The sequence below is a fragment of the Streptomyces sp. Pv4-95 genome, assembly GCF_045782725.1.
Taxonomy (GTDB): Bacteria; Actinomycetota; Actinomycetes; order Streptomycetales; family Streptomycetaceae; genus Streptomyces.
In genome coordinates this window covers 4,441,818-4,457,803 of sequence record NZ_CP127172.1, presented here as the reverse complement: position 1 = coordinate 4,457,803, position 15,986 = coordinate 4,441,818, and the positions used below count along the sequence as shown (strand labels likewise).

17 protein-coding genes are annotated in these 15,986 nt (G+C 70.5%); 6 read left to right on the top strand and 11 right to left on the bottom strand.

Features of this window, described 5'->3' with window-relative positions:
- Nucleotides 1-29: 29 nt before the first annotated feature.
- Together QOM21_RS19505 and QOM21_RS19500 are read right to left on the bottom strand one after the other, a co-directional pair.
- The gene (locus tag QOM21_RS19505) at nt 30-983 is read right to left on the bottom strand and encodes a helix-turn-helix domain-containing protein (protein ID WP_407551793.1); all 954 of its coding nucleotides are present in this window, start codon (nt 981-983) and stop codon (nt 30-32) included.
- 272 nt (nt 984-1,255) lie between these two features.
- Entirely contained in the window at nt 1,256-1,684 is a 429-nt protein-coding gene (locus tag QOM21_RS19500; protein ID WP_407551791.1) for an ATP-binding protein, read from the bottom strand.
- Nucleotides 1,685-1,842: 158 nt separating this feature from the next.
- Between QOM21_RS19500 and QOM21_RS19495 the strand changes: the two genes are divergently transcribed.
- Both QOM21_RS19495 and QOM21_RS19490 read left to right on the top strand, forming a co-directional pair.
- Entirely contained in the window at nt 1,843-2,730 is an 888-nt protein-coding gene (locus QOM21_RS19495) for a helix-turn-helix domain-containing protein (RefSeq protein ID WP_407551788.1), read from the top strand.
- The gene (locus QOM21_RS19490; protein WP_407551786.1) at nt 2,727-2,936 is read left to right on the top strand and encodes a DUF397 domain-containing protein; all 210 of its coding nucleotides are present in this window, start codon (nt 2,727-2,729) and stop codon (nt 2,934-2,936) included. Before QOM21_RS19495 ends, QOM21_RS19490 begins: the two co-directional genes overlap by 4 nt.
- A gap of 54 nt (nt 2,937-2,990) precedes the next feature.
- Here QOM21_RS19490 and QOM21_RS19485 read toward each other — a convergent pair whose 3' ends face one another.
- The 4 genes from QOM21_RS19485 to QOM21_RS19470 form a co-directional block, all read right to left on the bottom strand.
- Nucleotides 2,991-4,649 (bottom strand): uroporphyrinogen-III synthase, encoded by a 1,659-nt coding sequence (locus QOM21_RS19485; RefSeq protein ID WP_407551784.1) that lies wholly within the window; start codon nt 4,647-4,649, stop codon nt 2,991-2,993.
- Nucleotides 4,646-5,674: a hydroxymethylbilane synthase gene (gene hemC / locus QOM21_RS19480; protein WP_407551782.1), complete on the bottom strand. Its 1,029-nt coding sequence runs from the start codon at nt 5,672-5,674 to the stop codon at nt 4,646-4,648. The genes QOM21_RS19485 and hemC overlap by 4 nt, the downstream gene beginning before the upstream one ends.
- On the bottom strand, nt 5,671-7,041 hold the full coding sequence (locus QOM21_RS19475) for a glutamyl-tRNA reductase (protein WP_407551780.1): 1,371 nt from the start codon (nt 7,039-7,041) through the stop codon (nt 5,671-5,673). Before QOM21_RS19475 ends, hemC begins: the two co-directional genes overlap by 4 nt.
- A gap of 73 nt (nt 7,042-7,114) precedes the next feature.
- On the bottom strand, nt 7,115-7,882 hold the full coding sequence (locus QOM21_RS19470) for a redox-sensing transcriptional repressor Rex (RefSeq protein ID WP_407551779.1): 768 nt from the start codon (nt 7,880-7,882) through the stop codon (nt 7,115-7,117).
- A gap of 334 nt (nt 7,883-8,216) precedes the next feature.
- Here QOM21_RS19470 and QOM21_RS19465 point away from each other — a divergent pair, with 334 nt between their 5' ends.
- From QOM21_RS19465 to QOM21_RS19450, 4 genes are all read left to right on the top strand, one after another.
- A complete protein-coding gene (locus QOM21_RS19465) occupies nt 8,217-8,495 on the top strand; it encodes a glutaredoxin family protein (protein ID WP_407551777.1) in 279 nt (92 codons plus the stop codon).
- A gap of 203 nt (nt 8,496-8,698) precedes the next feature.
- A complete protein-coding gene (locus QOM21_RS19460) occupies nt 8,699-9,628 on the top strand; it encodes an HAD family hydrolase (RefSeq protein WP_407551775.1) in 930 nt (309 codons plus the stop codon).
- A gap of 329 nt (nt 9,629-9,957) precedes the next feature.
- On the top strand, nt 9,958-10,740 hold the full coding sequence (locus tag QOM21_RS19455; protein ID WP_407551773.1) for an ECF subfamily RNA polymerase sigma factor, BldN family: 783 nt from the start codon (nt 9,958-9,960) through the stop codon (nt 10,738-10,740).
- A gap of 273 nt (nt 10,741-11,013) precedes the next feature.
- On the top strand, nt 11,014-12,213 hold the full coding sequence (locus QOM21_RS19450) for a DUF5667 domain-containing protein (protein ID WP_407551771.1): 1,200 nt from the start codon (nt 11,014-11,016) through the stop codon (nt 12,211-12,213).
- Nucleotides 12,214-12,289: 76 nt separating this feature from the next.
- Here QOM21_RS19450 and QOM21_RS19445 read toward each other — a convergent pair whose 3' ends face one another.
- The 5 genes from QOM21_RS19445 to QOM21_RS19425 all read right to left on the bottom strand — a co-directional run bounded on the left by QOM21_RS19445 (nt 12,290) and on the right by QOM21_RS19425 (nt 15,926).
- Nucleotides 12,290-13,288 carry a lysophospholipid acyltransferase family protein gene (locus QOM21_RS19445; protein WP_407551769.1) on the bottom strand — a complete coding sequence of 333 codons (999 nt, stop codon included), beginning with the start codon at nt 13,286-13,288 and terminating at the stop codon, nt 12,290-12,292.
- A gap of 14 nt (nt 13,289-13,302) precedes the next feature.
- The gene (locus tag QOM21_RS19440) at nt 13,303-14,352 is read right to left on the bottom strand and encodes an NAD-dependent epimerase/dehydratase family protein (protein ID WP_407551767.1); all 1,050 of its coding nucleotides are present in this window, start codon (nt 14,350-14,352) and stop codon (nt 13,303-13,305) included.
- 203 nt (nt 14,353-14,555) lie between these two features.
- Complete coding sequence (locus tag QOM21_RS19435) at nt 14,556-14,654, bottom strand: 30S ribosomal protein bS22 (protein ID WP_003948845.1); 99 nt, start codon at nt 14,652-14,654, stop codon at nt 14,556-14,558.
- Between the two features lie 119 nt (nt 14,655-14,773).
- The gene (locus QOM21_RS19430) at nt 14,774-14,983 is read right to left on the bottom strand and encodes a helix-turn-helix domain-containing protein (RefSeq protein ID WP_014144137.1); all 210 of its coding nucleotides are present in this window, start codon (nt 14,981-14,983) and stop codon (nt 14,774-14,776) included.
- 127 nt (nt 14,984-15,110) lie between these two features.
- Entirely contained in the window at nt 15,111-15,926 is an 816-nt protein-coding gene (locus QOM21_RS19425; protein ID WP_407555727.1) for a phosphatase, read from the bottom strand.
- Nucleotides 15,927-15,986: the final 60 nt, after the last annotated feature.

Here is a 15,986-nt window from a genome sequence, read left to right as displayed (position 1 = left end):
CTGCCTTTGCCGACTGGGCGTCGGACGGGTCAGGCTACGAGAACGGTGCCTCCGGCCGTCGGCTCGGAGCGGCAGTCGCGGCAGCGCCCCGGCTGCTCGGCGCGGAAGGCGCGGTCACAGCCGTCGCAGGTCTGCAGTGGGTGCGGACGGGGACGAGCGTCTGCGGCGGGGCCCGCTGAGGCCGTGGGCCCTGCGGGAAGGGGTGGCGGAAGCAGCTCCCGGAGACGGTGGGCGAGCAGCCCGGCCGGGCTCTCCACCTCGGACGGGAGGTTCGCGGTCAGAGTGCGATGGACGGCCGCGCTCGTGGCGCCGCTGTCGAACCATGCGATGACGTCGGGGGTGAGGCGGCGTACGTCCCGTGCGGAGAGAGTGAGCCGGTCGTCGGTGCGACGCAGGGCTGCGAGGAGGGCGACGGCTGCATCCTGGTGCTCGCTGCGAGGCGCGTCCGCGGGCGCGGGCGACACCTGCGGCACGGGTGGCACGAGTGGCACGGCTGCGACCGGACTTAGGGGGCAGCGCTCGGCCGGAGCGGGTGTCGGAGCTGGTGGCGACGGGGGCTTCGCCTCCTGGCCGCGGCCGATCACCGTACGGCCCTGGGTGCCGCCATGGCCCTGGGCGCCGCCTGGGGCGTTGTGGGCGTAGGTCCGAGTGATGACGCGGCCGCCCGGGACGCGTTCCCGTACCCGCTCGATGTAGCCGTGCGCCTCCAGCTCCCGCAGCGCGAAGGCGATCCGGTCACGCCCCTCGGGGAAACGAGCGGCGAGGGTGCGGATATCGACGGACGCGCCCTCGGGCAGCGACAGGATGTGGGTACCCACCCCGATCGCCGTCAGCGACAGCTCGCGGTGCTGGGCGAGGTGATTGCCGATGATCGTGTAGCGATCGGGCTGATGTCGCGTGATGTGGGTGACCCCGGCGTGGGTGGCAGTTCGCCGAACACGGGGATGGGCGCGCACAGCGGCGCTAGGCTTCTTCTCAGCCATCAGGGAAGGTTCTGCTTCCTCTGGAGGTCAGGCCCTCGCACTGGGATGCCAGTCCCGGCGGGGGCCGTCGCATGTCTGTGGTTGTCAGGAGCGACCCTGCCCGCCCAAACCTCCGCCGCGCCAGCCGAGTTGAGCCGGTTCACCCCCATGGGTGACGAATCCGGGGTTTGGTTGGTTTGGAAGGTTCTTTCCCCTGGTTCTTTCTTCTTGACCGCCCGCCCTGCCGCCGCCCGGACCACCGGATCCCGGGTTTCCGGCCTCCGGCCGGACGGTCAGAGACCGGGGCCGAAATCGAGTTCCGCCCAGACCGTCTTGCACGGCCCCGGCCCGTCCTCGACACCCCACCGGTCCGCCAACTCCGCCACGAGCAGCAGCCCGTAGCCGGACTCTGCCGGACAGCCGCAGGTGACCGGTGGACGGACAGGCAGCCGGTCACCTCGGGCGTCGGTCACCTCGATACGGAGCGTGTGGCCGTGGACGGCGAGCCTGAGCCGGAAGTCCCGCCCCGGTACGCGTCCGTGGAGCGCGGCGTTGGCGGCGAGTTCGGCGACGACAAGGGCGGCGGCTTCCAACGGGAGCCCCCAGGAGCGGAGTTGCTCCGTGGCGAGCAGCCGGGCGAGCCGGGCACCTCTGCGGGTGGCGGAGAGCTGGACGGCGAACTGCCGCGTACTGGTGCCGGATACGGCGACTTCTTGCTTCATGTCACTCAGCGTGGCGACTCCTGTGCACACTGAGAAGCGCTGACGCCCGTGCGTACGGAGACTGTCCCGGGCTTGTCCAGCGCTGTCCCGGCTGTCCGGAGTGACGCTGCACGGCGGGTGGGAGTTGAACGGGAACGGCATCTCGGAGGTGGTCGCGGATGGGCGTGGACAGCGTGGACGGCGTGGGCGGCGAGAACACGGAGAGCGGGGCGGACGAGCCGGGCTGGGACGTCGATCCGGACGACGAGTCGGGGGCGGCGGTGGTCGCGACGGTCGGCCGCCAGCTCAAGGCATGGCGCGAGGCGGCCGGCCTGCGGGCCTGCGAACTCGGAGCGGCGATCGGGTACGGGGAAGACCTGATCTACAAGGTGGAAGGCGGACGCCGGATCCCCCGGCCGGAGCTCTTGGACAGGGCGGACGAAGTGCTGCGGGCGGGCGGCAAGTTGGCCGCCATGAAACGGGATGTGGCGGAGGCCAGGTACCCGAAGAAGGTGCGGGACTTGGCGAAGCTGGAGGCCAAGGCGGTCGAGCTACTTGCGTACGGAGACCACAATCTGCACGGGCTTTTGCAGACGGATGAATATGCGCGAGCACTCTTCGAGATGCGGCAGCCCGCGTACGAGCAGGACGAGATCGAAAGGGCGGTCGCCGGCCGCGTAGCCAGGCGGTCAATCTTCGATCGATCCCCCTCTCCTGCGCTGAGCTTTGTCCAAGAAGAGGTGACGCTGCGCCGCCCCCTCGGGGGCAGAATGGTGCTAAGGCGACAGCTCGAACGCCTCCTGGAAGTGGGGCAGTTGCGGAACGTCACGATCCAGATCATGCCGACCGCCCGCGAGGAGCACGCCGGAATGCAGGGAGAGACACAGGTGCTGAAGTTCGGGGACGGATCGGCGATGGGGCGCTGCGAAGGGGCATTCGCCGGTCGCGCCATCTCCGACCCGAAACAGCTCCGGATCCTTGAGCTGCGGTATGGCATGATCCGGGCCCAGGCTCTCACGCCCAGGGAGTCACGGGCCTACATCGAGCGAGTGCTGGGAGAGACATGATGCGCAAAGCATCTGCCGGAGGCGCCGCCGCGCTGCATTGGTTCAAGAGCAGCTACAGCGACAGCAGCAACAGCAGCGAGTGCGTTGAGATGGCGAAGTCCCCTGGCCGGGTCCACATCCGCGACTCCAAGACCCCCGACGGCCCCCGGCTCGCCTTCGCCCCCGCCGCCTGGGCCGAATTCATCCCGTACGCCGCCGAGCGGTGACGCAGAAGGGCGCCCCCAAGGGGCGCCCTTCTGACGAGAACCGAACGTCCTGACTCAGCTACGGGCGCGTCTCCGCGACCCGGGCCGCCGCTCGCTGGGCCGGGTGACCGGGTCCCCGGCGTCGATCGCGGCATCGCGCCGCGCCGCACCGAAGTCCGCGAGGGCCTCGGCCAGCTTGTGCACCGAAGGCTCCGGCGACATGACGTCCACGCGCAGCCCGTGCTCCTCGGCGGTCTTCGCCGTGGCCGGACCGATACAGGCGATCACCGTCACGTTGTGCGGCTTGCCCGCGATACCGACGAGGTTGCGCACCGTGCTCGACGACGTGAAGAGCACCGCGTCGAAACCGCCACCCTTGATCGCCTCGCGGGTCTCGGCCGGCGGCGGCGACGCGCGCACCGTCCGGTAGGCGGTGACGTCGTCGACCTCCCAGCCCAGCTCGATCAGACCGGCCACCAGGGTCTCGGTGGCGATGTCGGCGCGCGGCAGGAACACCCTGTCGATCGGGTCGAAGACCGGGTCGTAGGGCGGCCAGTCCTCCAGGAGGCCGGCGGCCGACTGCTCGCCGGAGGGCACCAGGTCGGGCTTCACACCGAAGGCGACCAGCGCCTTGGCGGTCTGCTCGCCAACCGCGGCGACCTTGATCCCGGCGAACGCGCGGGCGTCCAGGCCGTACTCCTCGAACTTCTCCCGGACGGCCTTGACGGCGTTGACCGAGGTGAAGGCGATCCACTCGTAGCGGCCGGTGACCAGGCCCTTGACCGCGCGCTCCATCTGCTGCGGGGTGCGCGGCGGCTCCACGGCGATCGTCGGCACCTCGTGCGGCACCCCGCCGTAGGAGACCAGCTGGTCGGAGAGCGACGCGGCCTGCTCCTTCGTCCGCGGCACGAGCACCCGCCAGCCGAAGAGCGGCTTGGACTCGAACCACGACAGCTGGTCACGCTGCGCTGCGGCGCTGCGCTCACCGACCACGGCTATGACCGGCTGGCCGCCGTCGGGCGAGGGCAGCACCTTGGCGGCCTTGAGCACCTGTGCGACGGACCCGAGGGTCGCGTTCCAGGTGCGCTGCCGGGTGGTGGTGCCGGCGACCGTGACGGTCAGCGGGGTGTCGGGCTTGCGCCCGGCGGCCACCAGCTCCCCGGCGGCCGCGGCCACCGAGTCCAGCGTGGTGGTGACGACCGCGGTCGCGTCGCTGGCGCCGAGCTCGGTCCAGCAGCGGTCGTCGGCGCTGCGGGCGTCGACGAAGCGCACGTCCGTGCCCTGCGCGTCGCGCAGCGGCACACCGGCGTACGCGGGCACGCCGACCGCGGCGGCGACGCCGGGCACGACCTCGAAGACGATGCCCTCGGCGGCGCACGCCAGCATCTCCTCGGCGACGTACCCGTCGAGGCCGGGGTCACCGGCGACGGCTCGCACCACCCGCTTGCCCGCGCGGGCGGCCGCCATGACAAGATTGGCGGTGTCCCGCAGGGGCGAAACGTCGGTGGAGGCGCCGGTAATTGATGCCTCGTCAGCTGACGTCTGCAGTGGTGTGTCGACCTGTGCCCGCGCATGCACGCGGACGACGTCCAGCACCTGCGGGTCGGCGATCAGCACGTCCGCGGTGGCCAGCGCCTCCACGGCACGCAGCGTCAGCAGACCCGGGTCTCCCGGCCCGGCACCCAGGAAGGTGACCTGACCGGAGGCGGAGTGGTTCGGGGCGGTGGGGTTCAAAGTGCTCGCTCCCCCATAAGACCGGCCGCACCCTTTGCGAGCATCTCGGCGGCGAGTTCGCGACCCATGTCCTGCGGGGTCGACACATCGTCGGGAGAGGCGGGTACGTGCCCGGTGGTGGACAGCTGCACCAGCGCGCTGCCGTCGGTCGTGCCGACGACGCCGCGCAGGTGCATTTCGGTGACAGCCTGCTCGTCAGCCTTGGGGTCTCCCCTGCTCGAACGAAGTCGAGAGCTTGGGGAAAGGTCGGCCAGCGCACCCACAGGTGCGGAGCAGCCGGCCTCCAGGGCGGCGAGCAGGGAACGCTCGGCGGTCACGGCGGCCCGGGTGAACGGGTCGTCGAGCTCGGCGAGCAGGGCGGCGAGGTCTGCGTTGGACGCAGCGCACTCGATCGCCAGTGCCCCCTGGCCGGGGGCGGGCAAAACCACGTCGGGCGACAGCAGCTGCGTCGCCTCGTCGATCCGGCCGATCCGGGTGAGTCCGGCGGCGGCCAGTACGACACCGTCCAGCTCGCCCTTGGTGACGAAGCCGATCCGGGTGTCGATGTTGCCGCGTATCGGCACCGTCTCCACCTGCCGGCCGAGCGACCTGGCCCAGGCGTTGAGCTGCGCCATGCGGCGCGGCGAGCCGGTGCCTATCCGTGCCACCCGGTCCGGGGACGCGGTGAGTTCCTCGAAGGTCAGCCCGTCCCTGGCGATCAGCGCGTCCCTGGGGTCCTCGCGCACCGGAACGGCGGCCAGGGTCAGGTTCTCGGGCTGCGCCGTGGGCAGGTCCTTGAGCGAATGGACGGCGAAGTCGATCTCCCCTGCGAGCAGTGCGTCGCGCAGGGCGGAGACGAACACGCCGGTGCCGCCGATCTGCGCGAGGTGCTCGCGGGAGGTGTCGCCGTAGGTGGTGATCTCCACCAGCTCGACGGGGCGACCCGTCAGCTCGCGCACCGCCTCGGCGACCTGTCCGGACTGGGCCATCGCGAGCTTGCTTCGCCGCGTGCCCAGTCTCAGGGCCCTCATAGTGCTGTCAGTCATGCCCGCTCCCGTGCTGCATCGTGCCTGTCGGCCCGCGTGTCGGCCCTGCTGACGGCGGCGACCGTCTGGGGGTCGAGGTCGAAGAGTTCCCGCAGCGCGTCCGCGTACCCGGCACCGCCGGGCTCGCTCGCGAGCTGCTTGACCCGCACGGTGGGCGCGTGCAGGAGTTTGTCGACGACGCGGCGCACGGTCTGGGTGATCTCCGCGCGCTGCTTGTCGTCAAGGTCGGGGAGGCGGCCGTCGAGCCGGGCGATCTCGCCCGCGACGACATCCGCCGCCATGGTGCGCAGCGCGACCACGGTGGGGGTGATGTGCGCGGCCCGCTGCGCGGCGCCGAACGCGGCGACCTCGTCGGAGACGATGCCGCGCACCTGGTCCACGTCGGCCGCCATCGGCGCGTCCGCGGACGCGTCGGCCAGCGACTCGATGTCGACGAGGTGCGCGCCGTCGATCCGGTGGATGGCGGCGTCGATGTCGCGCGGCATCGCCAGGTCCAGCAGCGCCAGCGGGGCCTCCCGCTCGGCGAGCGCGGCGGCGACCACGAGGCCGGCGAGGACCAGGCCGGTGGCGCCGGTGCAGGAGACGACGACGTCGGCCCGGGACAGCTCGTCCTCGACGGCGGTCATCGCCACGGCGCGCGCGGTCAGGCCGTTCGCGGCACCGGGGCCGCCCGGCTCGGTCAGGATCTGGGTGAGCCGCTCGGCGCGCTCCACGGTCCGGTTGGCGACCGCGAGGTCGCCGATGCCGGCGCGTACGAGGGTGGTGGCGGCCAGCGAGGACATCGAACCGGCGCCGATCACCAGCGCCCGCTTGCCCTTGGCCCACGTCTCGACGTCCGTGCCGCCCGCGAGCTGCTCCAGGCCGAAGGTGACCAGCGACTGGCCGGCCTTGTCGATGCCGGTCTCGCTGTGGGCGCGCTTGCCGACCCGCAGGGCCTGCTGGAACAGGTCGTTCAGCAGGCGGCCGGCCGTGTGCTGCTCCTGGGCGACGGCCAGCGCGTCCTTGATCTGGCCGAGGATCTGGCCCTCGCCGACGACCATCGAGTCCAGGCCGCAGGCCACCGAGAAGAGGTGGTGGACGGCGCGGTCCTCGTAGTGGACGTACAGATAAGGGGTGAGCTCCTCCAGACCGGCGCCGCTGTGGCGGGCCAGCAGGGTGGACAGCTCGGCGACCCCGGCGTGGAACTTGTCCACGTCGGCGTAGAGCTCGATGCGGTTGCAGGTGGAGAGCACCGCGCACTCGCCGGCCGGCTCGGTCGACACCGCGTCCTGCAGCAGCTTGCCGCGCGCCTCGGGGGCGAGCGCGGCCCGCTCCAGCACGCTGACCGGCGCGCTGCGGTGGCTCAGCCCGACAACAAGGAGGCTCATGCTCGCACCTCACCCCGCGCGGTACAGCTCTCGCCGGTGCCGCGCGTTTCCCTCAGTCGCTCGTTGCGCTCGCTCATGCCGGCATCACGGCGGGCACGTCCCCGTCCGGTCCCTTGCGGTCGGCCGCGGCGGCGGCGCGCGAGACGGGGGCCGGCGGGCCACCGTCCTGCGCGGCGTCCTCGCCCGCCTTGCGCTGCTCGTGGAAGGCGAGGATCTGCAGCTCTATGGACAGGTCGACCTTCCGCACGTCCACCCCGTCCGGGACGGTCAGCACGGTCGGCGCGAAGTTCAGAATCGACGTGATCCCGGCGGCGACCAGGCGGTCGCAGACCTGCTGGGCCGCGCCCGCCGGCGTCGCGATGACGCCGATCGAGACGCCGTTGTCGTCGATGATGTGTTCCAGCTCGTCGGTGTGCTGCACCGCGATGCCGGCGACCGGCTTGCCCGCCATGGCCGGATCGGCGTCGATCAGCGCGGCCACCCGGAATCCGCGGGAGGCGAAGCCGCCGTAGTTGGCGAGCGCGGCGCCGAGGTTACCGATACCGACGATCACGACGGGCCAGTCCTGCGTCAGTCCCAGCTCGCGCGAGATCTGGTAGACGAGGTACTCCACGTCGTAGCCGACGCCGCGCGTCCCGTAGGAGCCGAGGTAGGAAAAGTCCTTGCGCAGCTTCGCGGAGTTGACCCCCGCCGCGGCCGCCAGCTCCTCGGACGAGACCGTGGGGACCGAACGCTCGGAGAGCGCGGTCAGGGCGCGCAGATACAGCGGAAGCCGGGCGACGGTGGCCTCGGGGATGCCTCGGCTTCGGGTCGCCGGTCGGTGAGTTCGGCCAGTTGCCACGGTGCTCCTGCGGGTAGAGCGGGGCTGCGGGCGGCCGTACGTCCCCCGACCGCCCCGTCCACAGCAGGCTATGTCTTTGTGAACGCGTGCACAAAGATGGTGTCCGTTTTGTCCGCCCAAAGTGACCGGGGTCACGCGGCTTTTCCCGGTGTGCGCGGAACCAACTCCCACGGCACTCCGTTCGCCCGCGCAGCCCTCATATCGCGGCAATACAGACGGGAGCACGCACCCTCACTCCTCACCGTCATGCCCCCGGAAACCTACAAATCGCCCACCGATCGTAATCGACCGGACGACGCGCCAAAACCGCCGTGAGGCCGGGCACAATGGCCTCATGGCACCTCTCTTCAGCCGCCGCACCCGCAAGAATCCGGCCGATTGCACGGTCACCCTCATCGGCAAGCCCGGCTGCCATCTGTGCGACGACGCACAGAAAGTGATCGAGACCGTGTGCGCGGAGACCGGCGCGTCCTGGGAGAAGAAGGACATCACCGAGGACGCCGAACTGCACCGCAAATACTGGGAGCAGATTCCCGTCGTTCTCGTCGACGGCGCCCAGCACGATTTCTGGCGGGTCGACCCGGCGCGTCTGCGCGCCGCCCTGGGCGCCTGACGGCCCCACCCCGCCCGCGGCCCCCGGTGCCGGCCCCCGGGACGGCCCTCCGGAGCGCCGCCGGCAATGGCCTTAACGCGCCCGTCGACGACGACGTGCTTGCCTGACATGCAGGCGTAACCGGCTGCACCGAACAAACTGGCTAGGCTAGCCGCATGGCCCACCCGTCGCCCGCCCACCGCCCCGGTAGGAGCTCCTCCGGGATGCACTTCCCCACGGGATGGTTCACCCGCCGCAAACGAGCCGCCACCGCCCGCAGCGTGCTGGCCGGCGAGGCCGCGGCCGAGGCCGCCCGCAAGACCTCCCAGGAGCTGCCCGAGGTCGAGGAGACACCGGAAGAGCCCGAGTTCCCGGTCGTCGGGGATGTCGCCGCCGCCGCCTTCTTCGACCTCGACAACACCGTCATGCAGGGCGCCGCCCTCTTCCACTTCGGCCGCGGCCTGTACAAACGGCACTTCTTCCACAAGCGCGATCTGACCCGCTTCGCCTGGCAGCAGATCTACTTCCGCCTCGCCGGCTCGGAGAACCCCGAGCACATGGCGGACGTCCGCAACAGCGCGCTGTCCATCGTCCAGGGCCACCGCGTCGCCGAACTGATGTCCATCGGCGAGGAGATCTACGACGAGTACATGGCCGAGCGCGTCTGGCCGGGCACCCGCGCCCTGGCCCAGGCCCACCTCGACGCGGGCCAGAAGGTCTGGCTGGTGACCGCGGCCCCCGTGGAGACCGCGACGATCATCGCCCGCAGGCTCGGCCTGACCGGCGCGCTGGGCACCGTCGCCGAGTCCGTCGGCGGTGTCTACACCGGCAAATTGGTGGGCGAACCGCTGCACGGCCCGGCCAAGGCCGAGGCCGTCCGAGCCCTCGCCTCCGCCGAAGGGCTCGACCTCGCGCGTTGCGCCGCCTACAGCGACTCCGCCAACGACATCCCGATGCTGTCGCTCGTGGGGCACCCCTACGCGATCAATCCGGACAGCCGGCTGCGCAAGCACGCCCGCGAACAGGGCTGGCGGCTGCGTGATTACCGAACAGGCCGCAAGGCGGTCAAGATCGGAATCCCGGCGGCGGCCGGCGTGGGCGCCCTCGCGGGCGGTGCCGCGGCCGCTGTCGCGCTGCAACGCCGCCGCCGCTGACCAGGCCTGATCACGAATCGGCGCGGCGGCCATCCTCGTCACCTACCCCCGCCGCGCCCCGGGCAGTCCGATTGCCGCGGCTCAGCCACAACACGCCCTCCAACCAGGCAGATTGCGTTCCCTTCCGATCAAAAGCTGCTCAATATTCGATACTTGATCTGCCACCAACCCGGCACGGACCGTAAGTAATCGATGATTTGAGCAACTGGGTGTAGCGCTGCCTGTACGAAGCGTTATTCTCCTCAGACGCAATCCGGAACCCACACGTCCCTACGACGAGTGAACGGTTCCGCACTGCACGTGATGGAAGCTCTGCCTCTGGGAGTCCCGTGTACCCACACGTCGGGGTTGACGCCTCGGGCCTGGCTACGCTGCGTACGACAGTCGTCGACCACCTGCGCAGTTTTGTCCCCACCGCGTACGCCGTCCCCGCATTCGCCTCAGCCGTCCCCGCCGGCCCCTGCTACGCCTTGGCCGACGGGAGTGCTGCGGTCGGCAAGGCCGCCGGCAGAACCCGCCGTTCCGGCGCCGGCACGACCACCGCCCGTCGCCCCGCCGACAGCGACAGCCGTCGCATGATGGATCTTGTCGAACGAGCCCAGGCCGGCGAGGCCGAGGCCTTCGGCCGGCTCTACGACCAGTACGCCGACACGGTCTACCGCTACATCTACTACCGCGTGGGCGGCCGTGCCACGGCCGAGGACCTCACCAGTGAGACGTTCCTGCGCGCCCTGCGCCGTATCGGCACCTTCACCTGGCAGGGCCGTGACTTCGGCGCCTGGCTGGTGACCATCGCCCGCAACCTCGTGGCCGACCACTTCAAGTCCTCCCGTTTCCGCCTGGAAGTCACCACCGGGGAGATGCTCGACGCCAACGAGGTCGAGCGCAGCCCCGAGGACTCGGTCCTCGAATCCCTTTCCAACGCCGCCCTGTTGGAGGCGGTACGCAAGCTCAACCCCCAACAACAGGAATGCGTCACGCTTCGCTTCCTGCAGGGCCTCTCGGTCGCCGAGACCGCCCGCGTCATGGGCAAGAACGAGGGGGCGATCAAGACGCTCCAATACCGTGCGGTCCGCACCCTCGCCCGACTGCTCCCCGAAGACGCCCGCTGACCCCGACAAACCATCCTTTACCGACCCCCCGCACGCCCACCTGCCCTCACGTTCCGTGACCTATCATGACCGGTCGGTCACATCATCGTGAGTGCGTAACCCGAGTGCCGCGCCGCTCGTTGTGCGGGATGCAGGCTCCATGCGGTCACGCCATGCCCGCTGCCTCTCACTCGTTCGAGTGGCCGCGGATATCGGCGTGCAACCGTCCGGTCCGTCTGGACAGTCAAAGCCAGTCCGGGGAGTCGAGCGGGATGACGAGAGGAGGTGCCGCCCGTGATCGCGAATGTCTCGGTGCACCGGCGGGCCAACGCCTTCGCCCAGGCCCTGGAGGAGCAGGTCCTTGAGGGCGCGGCGGCCGAGGACCAGGTCGACAATCCGGCGCAAACGCCGGGAGAAGCACGACTGTTGGCGGTTGCCGACGGCCTCGGGGAACTCCCGAAGCCGGAGATGGCAACCGAGGTCAAGACTGTCCAGCGCGCCCAACTCGTCGCCGCGATGGAGGCCGCCTTCGCCGAAGGCGCTCCGTCCGACGACACCAGGGTGCCCGAGCAGCGCAGTTCCAAGGGGGCGCACCGCGCGGCCCCGTCGATCGGCCGGCTGCGCCCGCGCTCCCGCCTCTCCAAGGGGCTGGCCGCGGGCGGACTGACGGTCGGCGTCGCCGCCGGAGCCTTCGGCGGCGTCGCGGCGGCCAGTTCGGACGCCCTACCGGGCGATTCGCTCTACGGCCTCAAACGCGGAATGGAGGACCTCAAACTCGGCATGACCGAGGAGGAGTCCGACCGCGGACAGCTCTACCTCGACCAGGCGTCGACACGCATGATGGAGGCCCGGCGCCTGATGGAGCGCGGACGGGTCGCCGACCTCGACCACGAGTCCATCGGCGAGGTCCGCAAGGCACTCTCCGGGGTCCGGCACGACGCCGGGGAGGGACATCGCCTGCTGCACGCCGCCTACGAGCGCGACGGCTCGCTCGGCCCCATCCAGGCGCTGAACTCCTTCACCAAGTCGCATCGCGACAGTTGGTCGCGGCTGCGCGACCGGCTCCCGGTTCAGCTCACGGATGTCCGCGATCAGGTCAGCTCGGTCTTCGACGCCATAGACGAAGAGGTCGGACCGCTGCGCTCGTTGCTGCCGGCCACCCCGGGCGGCAAGCATCCGCACAAGGAGGCGCCCGGCACCTCGGGCACCGGATCGGACCACAGCGACCGGCCGGCTCCTTCGGGCAGCAAATCCGCCTCCGGCAAGCACGGCAGCGGTGGCCACGCTCCGCGCCCGTCGGCCTCACCGTCCGAGGACGACGGCCTGCTCGGCGGCAACACCGGCGGCCTGCTGGGCCGGCCGTCCAAGGGCGGCAGCCCCAGCCCCGACGGCAACGGCAAGGACGCGCCCGACGCGCCCGATGTCACCCTCCCGCCGCTGATCCCAGGGCTCCTTCCCGGCCTGGGCATCGACGGCGAGGACCTCCCGAAGTAAGAGGTCCGCCCCGGCGGGTCCGCGCGGAGCGGGCCCCGGCAAGTCCCCGAGCCGGCGCTCGGTGTTCTTCGACTTCCTAGAAGAACACCGAGCGTCGCTGCACGAGCAGCTTGTACAGCGTGTGCTGAATCGTTTCGCGCACCTGATCGGTCAGGTTGAACATCAGCATCGGATCGTCGGCCGCCTCCGGCGGATAGCCGTCCGTCGGAATCGGCTCACCGAACTGGATCGTCCACTTCGTCGGCAGCGGCACGCCCCCGAGCGGGCCCAGCCACGGGAACGTCGGCGTGATCGGGAAGTACGGCAGCCCGAGCACCCGCGCCAGGGTCTTGGCGTTGCCGATCATGGGATAGATCTCCTCCGCACCCACGATCGAGCACGGCACGATCGGCACACCTGCGGTCAGCGCCGTCGAGACGAAGCCGCCCCGCCCGAAGCGCTGGAGCTTGTAGCGGTCCGCGAAGGGCTTCCCGATGCCCTTGAAGCCCTCCGGCATCACCCCGACGATCTCACCGCGCTCCAGGAGCCGCTGCGCGTCCTCCGCGCAGGCGAGGGTGTGCCCTGCCTTGCGGGCCAGCTCGTTTATCACCGGCAGCACGAACACCAGGTCGGCGGCCAGGAGACGGAGGTGGCGCCGGGCCGGGTGGTTGTCGTGCACGGCGACCTGCAGCATCAGCCCGTCCAGCGGCAGCGTCCCGGAGTGGTTGGCGACGACGAGCGCCCCGCCCTCGGACGGGATGTTCTCGATGCCCTTCACCTCGACCCGGAAGTACTTGTCGGCCAGCGGCCGCAGCACCGACATCAGCACCTGGTCGGTGAGTTCCTCGTCGTAGCCGAAGTCGTCGACCTCGTAGTCGCCCGTGATCCGCCGGCGCAGGAAGTTCAGCCCGCCCGCGATCCGCTCGTCCAGCGTCCGCGCGACGGCGGGCCGCTCGGGCGGCACCGGCCCCTCGGGACCGGACCGCGCCTCCGGCACGGGCACCAGGCCCGCCTTACGCCCCTCGCGCACGGCTCGCCTGGCCTTTCTGCGCGCCCGAGGCTCCTCGCCGAAAGGAATGACCTTGGCGTCCGCCATGGTGGGTGAACTCCTCACTGGGTCGGGCCGCCGCGTGCGGGCAGCACGCCGGCGAGCCGGTCGACGGTGCGGGCGAGGGACTCGGGCGGCACCAGCCCGGGTCCGCGGCTGCGGGCGAATTCCGCGAAGGTCTCCGCCGTCGTGTACTGCGGGTGGAACCCCAGTGTCTCGCGCATCTGCGTCGTCTGGACGACTCTGCCGTGCGTCAGCATCCGGATCTGTTCCGGGGAGAAGTCGGTGATACCGACGGAGCGCAGCGCCGTACCGGCCCACGTCACCGTCGGCAGGAACAGCGGCAGCGTGGGCCGCCCGAGACGCCGTGAGGTCTGCGAGAGCAGCAGGACGCCCGCTCCGGCGATGTTGAACGTGCCGCTGTTGAGCGTGCCACGAAGCGGCTCGGAGGCCGCGATGCGCAGCACCTCGATGGCGTCGTCCTCGTGCAGGAACTGCAGCCGCGGGTCGTAGCCGAAAACCGTGGGCAGGACCGGCAGCGAGAAGTACTCGGCGAGCGGGGAGTCCGCCGACGGCCCAAGGATGTTGGCGAAGCGCAGCACGCACACCGCCACATCGGGCCGGCGCCGCGCGAAGCCCCGTACGTACCCCTCGACCTCCACGGCGTCCTTGGCGAAGCCGCCGCTCGGCAGCGACTTGGGCGGTGTGGTCTCGGTGAACACCGCCGGGTCGCGGGGCGCGGAGCCGTAGACGCTGGTGGTGGACTTGATGACCAGCCGCCGCACGTTCGGGGCCTTCTGGCAGGCTCCGAGGAGCTGCATGGTCCCGATGACATTGGTCTCTTTCACCGAGGCACGGCCACCACGGCTGCCCAGCGGCGTGCCGTTGATGTCCATGTGCACCACGGTGTCGACGCCCGTCTCGGCCAGGACTCTCGCGATCGCCGGATGCCGGATGTCGGCCTTGAGGAATTCGGCGCCGCCCAGATGGTGCTCCGGTGCCACGGCATCGACCCCGATCACCCGGTCGACGTCGGGATCACGCTGGATGCGGCGTACGAACCGGCCGCCCAACTGCCGCGCGACTCCCGTGACGAGCACGACCTTGCCCAAGATCAGCCCTTCCTTCGCCCCTCGACGTCCGCCTGAGCCGAGTTGTACGCGCCACGCTATCGGGTCGGTGTTGCGCTGTGATGACCCCACGATGCCGTCCACCACATTTCCCGCCCCGAGCACCGCCCGTACGGCCCACACAGCACCGCAGCCCCCCACCACAGGTGTGTGGTGGGGGGCTGCGAATTCGCGATCAGCGTCGCTTACTTCTTGTTACGACGCTGAACACGGGTGCGCTTGAGCAGCTTGCGGTGCTTCTTCTTGGCCATCCGCTTGCGCCGCTTCTTGATAACAGAGCCCACGACTACCCTCGCTAACTTCGAATCACTCGGTGCGGGGCGTCCGAGCCCACACTACCTACATCGGGCCAGCCTACCCGGCGCCGGGCGTACGGCGTAATCCGAGGGTCCGAGGGGGCCCCTCAGGCCGATTCCACCCCCACATAGGACTCACGGAGGTAGTCGTGCACCGCCTGCTCCGGAACCCGGAAGGACCTGCCCACCCGGATCGCCGGCAGATGACCGCTGTGCACCAAGCGGTACACGGTCATCTTCGACACTCGCATCACCGTGGCGACTTCCGCCACTGTCAGAAACACGACCTCGTTCAGAGGCCTCTGGTCTGCGGCCATGACACACCTGCACCTTCCGCACAAGACGGGCACCGGCTTCCCCTCCGGTGACTCTTCGTCGCTATGCGCTCACTCCCCAATTTAGGGGCGGGTGATGCGAGTGGGGAAGAGGAGCAGCGAAGCGCGCCTACTGTGACAGACACGCCCGATTGAGTACATAGCGCGTCAAGGGCCGGTAGTGCGCGGACCGCACGGCGTCATCGAGCGGCACCACCGCGGACACCCGCCCCTCGGCCTGCCCGACGAACAGCGCGGGATCGTCGGTGTCCGCCAGTCCGATCGCCTCGATGCCCAGTTGACCTGCTCCGCAGACCCATCCGTGATCCCCGATCACCAGCCCCGGCAGCTGCCCCCCGGCATCCGCCGCGGCCGCGAGAGCGGTACGCACCGGCAACGGGGAATGGGTGTGCACGCCCCCCTCACCAGGTGCGCCCCGCACGCCGGTCTCGCGCATCAGCGCGACTCCCCGTACGTATGAGAGGGCGTGCGTACGTACGCCGAACCGGGTCGCTATGTCGACACGGCAGCCATACGCGGGGGTGAGTACGGGACAGCCTGCCGCCGAGAGGGCGTCTGCGAGGGCGGCGTAGAACTCCAGCAGACGGTGCGGATGCCCCGTGCCGATCAGCACCGGCGTCCGCCTGCCCGCCGCCTCACCGATCCGGTCGGCGAAGCCGTCCAACCCCGCGATCGTCCGATCGGGATCGATCATGTCGGGGCCGGAAGTGTGCGCGGGATCGACCGAAACACCGCACTTCTGCCCCATCAGTCGCAGTACTTCCGCAACCGGCCAGTCCCCCACGGGATCCAGCCCGAGCAGCACCCGCGGGTCACGCGCCGAGAAGAGCCGGTACCGGCTCAGGCTCTTCTCGCGCAGGGTCGCGATCGTGCCCGCGAGCCGCGCCTCGATGAGGTGCGCGCGCAGCGCCCCGGTGCCCAACACATCGCTCATGCTGGTCCGTTGGTCGGCTACCGGATGCCCTAACCGGCGGGTAGTCACACA

Bases quoted from the DNA above. Each gene is read 5' to 3' on its own strand.
- QOM21_RS19490 (WP_407551786.1), top strand. From the start codon at position 2,727: ATGATGCGCAAAGCATCTGCCGGAGGCGCCGCCGCGCTGCATTGGTTC.
- QOM21_RS19500 (WP_407551791.1), bottom strand. From the start codon at position 1,684: ATGAAGCAAGAAGTCGCCGTATCCGGCACCAGTACGCGGCAGTTCGCC.
- QOM21_RS19465 (WP_407551777.1), top strand. From the start codon at position 8,217: ATGGCACCTCTCTTCAGCCGCCGCACCCGCAAGAATCCGGCCGATTGC.
- QOM21_RS19505 (WP_407551793.1), bottom strand. From the start codon at position 983: ATGGCTGAGAAGAAGCCTAGCGCCGCTGTGCGCGCCCATCCCCGTGTT.
- QOM21_RS19475 (WP_407551780.1), bottom strand. From the start codon at position 7,041: ATGAGCCTCCTTGTTGTCGGGCTGAGCCACCGCAGCGCGCCGGTCAGC.
- QOM21_RS19460 (WP_407551775.1), top strand. From the start codon at position 8,699: ATGCACTTCCCCACGGGATGGTTCACCCGCCGCAAACGAGCCGCCACC.
- QOM21_RS19430 (WP_014144137.1), bottom strand. From the start codon at position 14,983: ATGGCCGCAGACCAGAGGCCTCTGAACGAGGTCGTGTTTCTGACAGTG.
- hemC (WP_407551782.1), bottom strand. From the start codon at position 5,674: ATGACTGACAGCACTATGAGGGCCCTGAGACTGGGCACGCGGCGAAGC.
- QOM21_RS19495 (WP_407551788.1), top strand. From the start codon at position 1,843: ATGGGCGTGGACAGCGTGGACGGCGTGGGCGGCGAGAACACGGAGAGC.
- QOM21_RS19445 (WP_407551769.1), bottom strand. From the start codon at position 13,288: ATGGCGGACGCCAAGGTCATTCCTTTCGGCGAGGAGCCTCGGGCGCGC.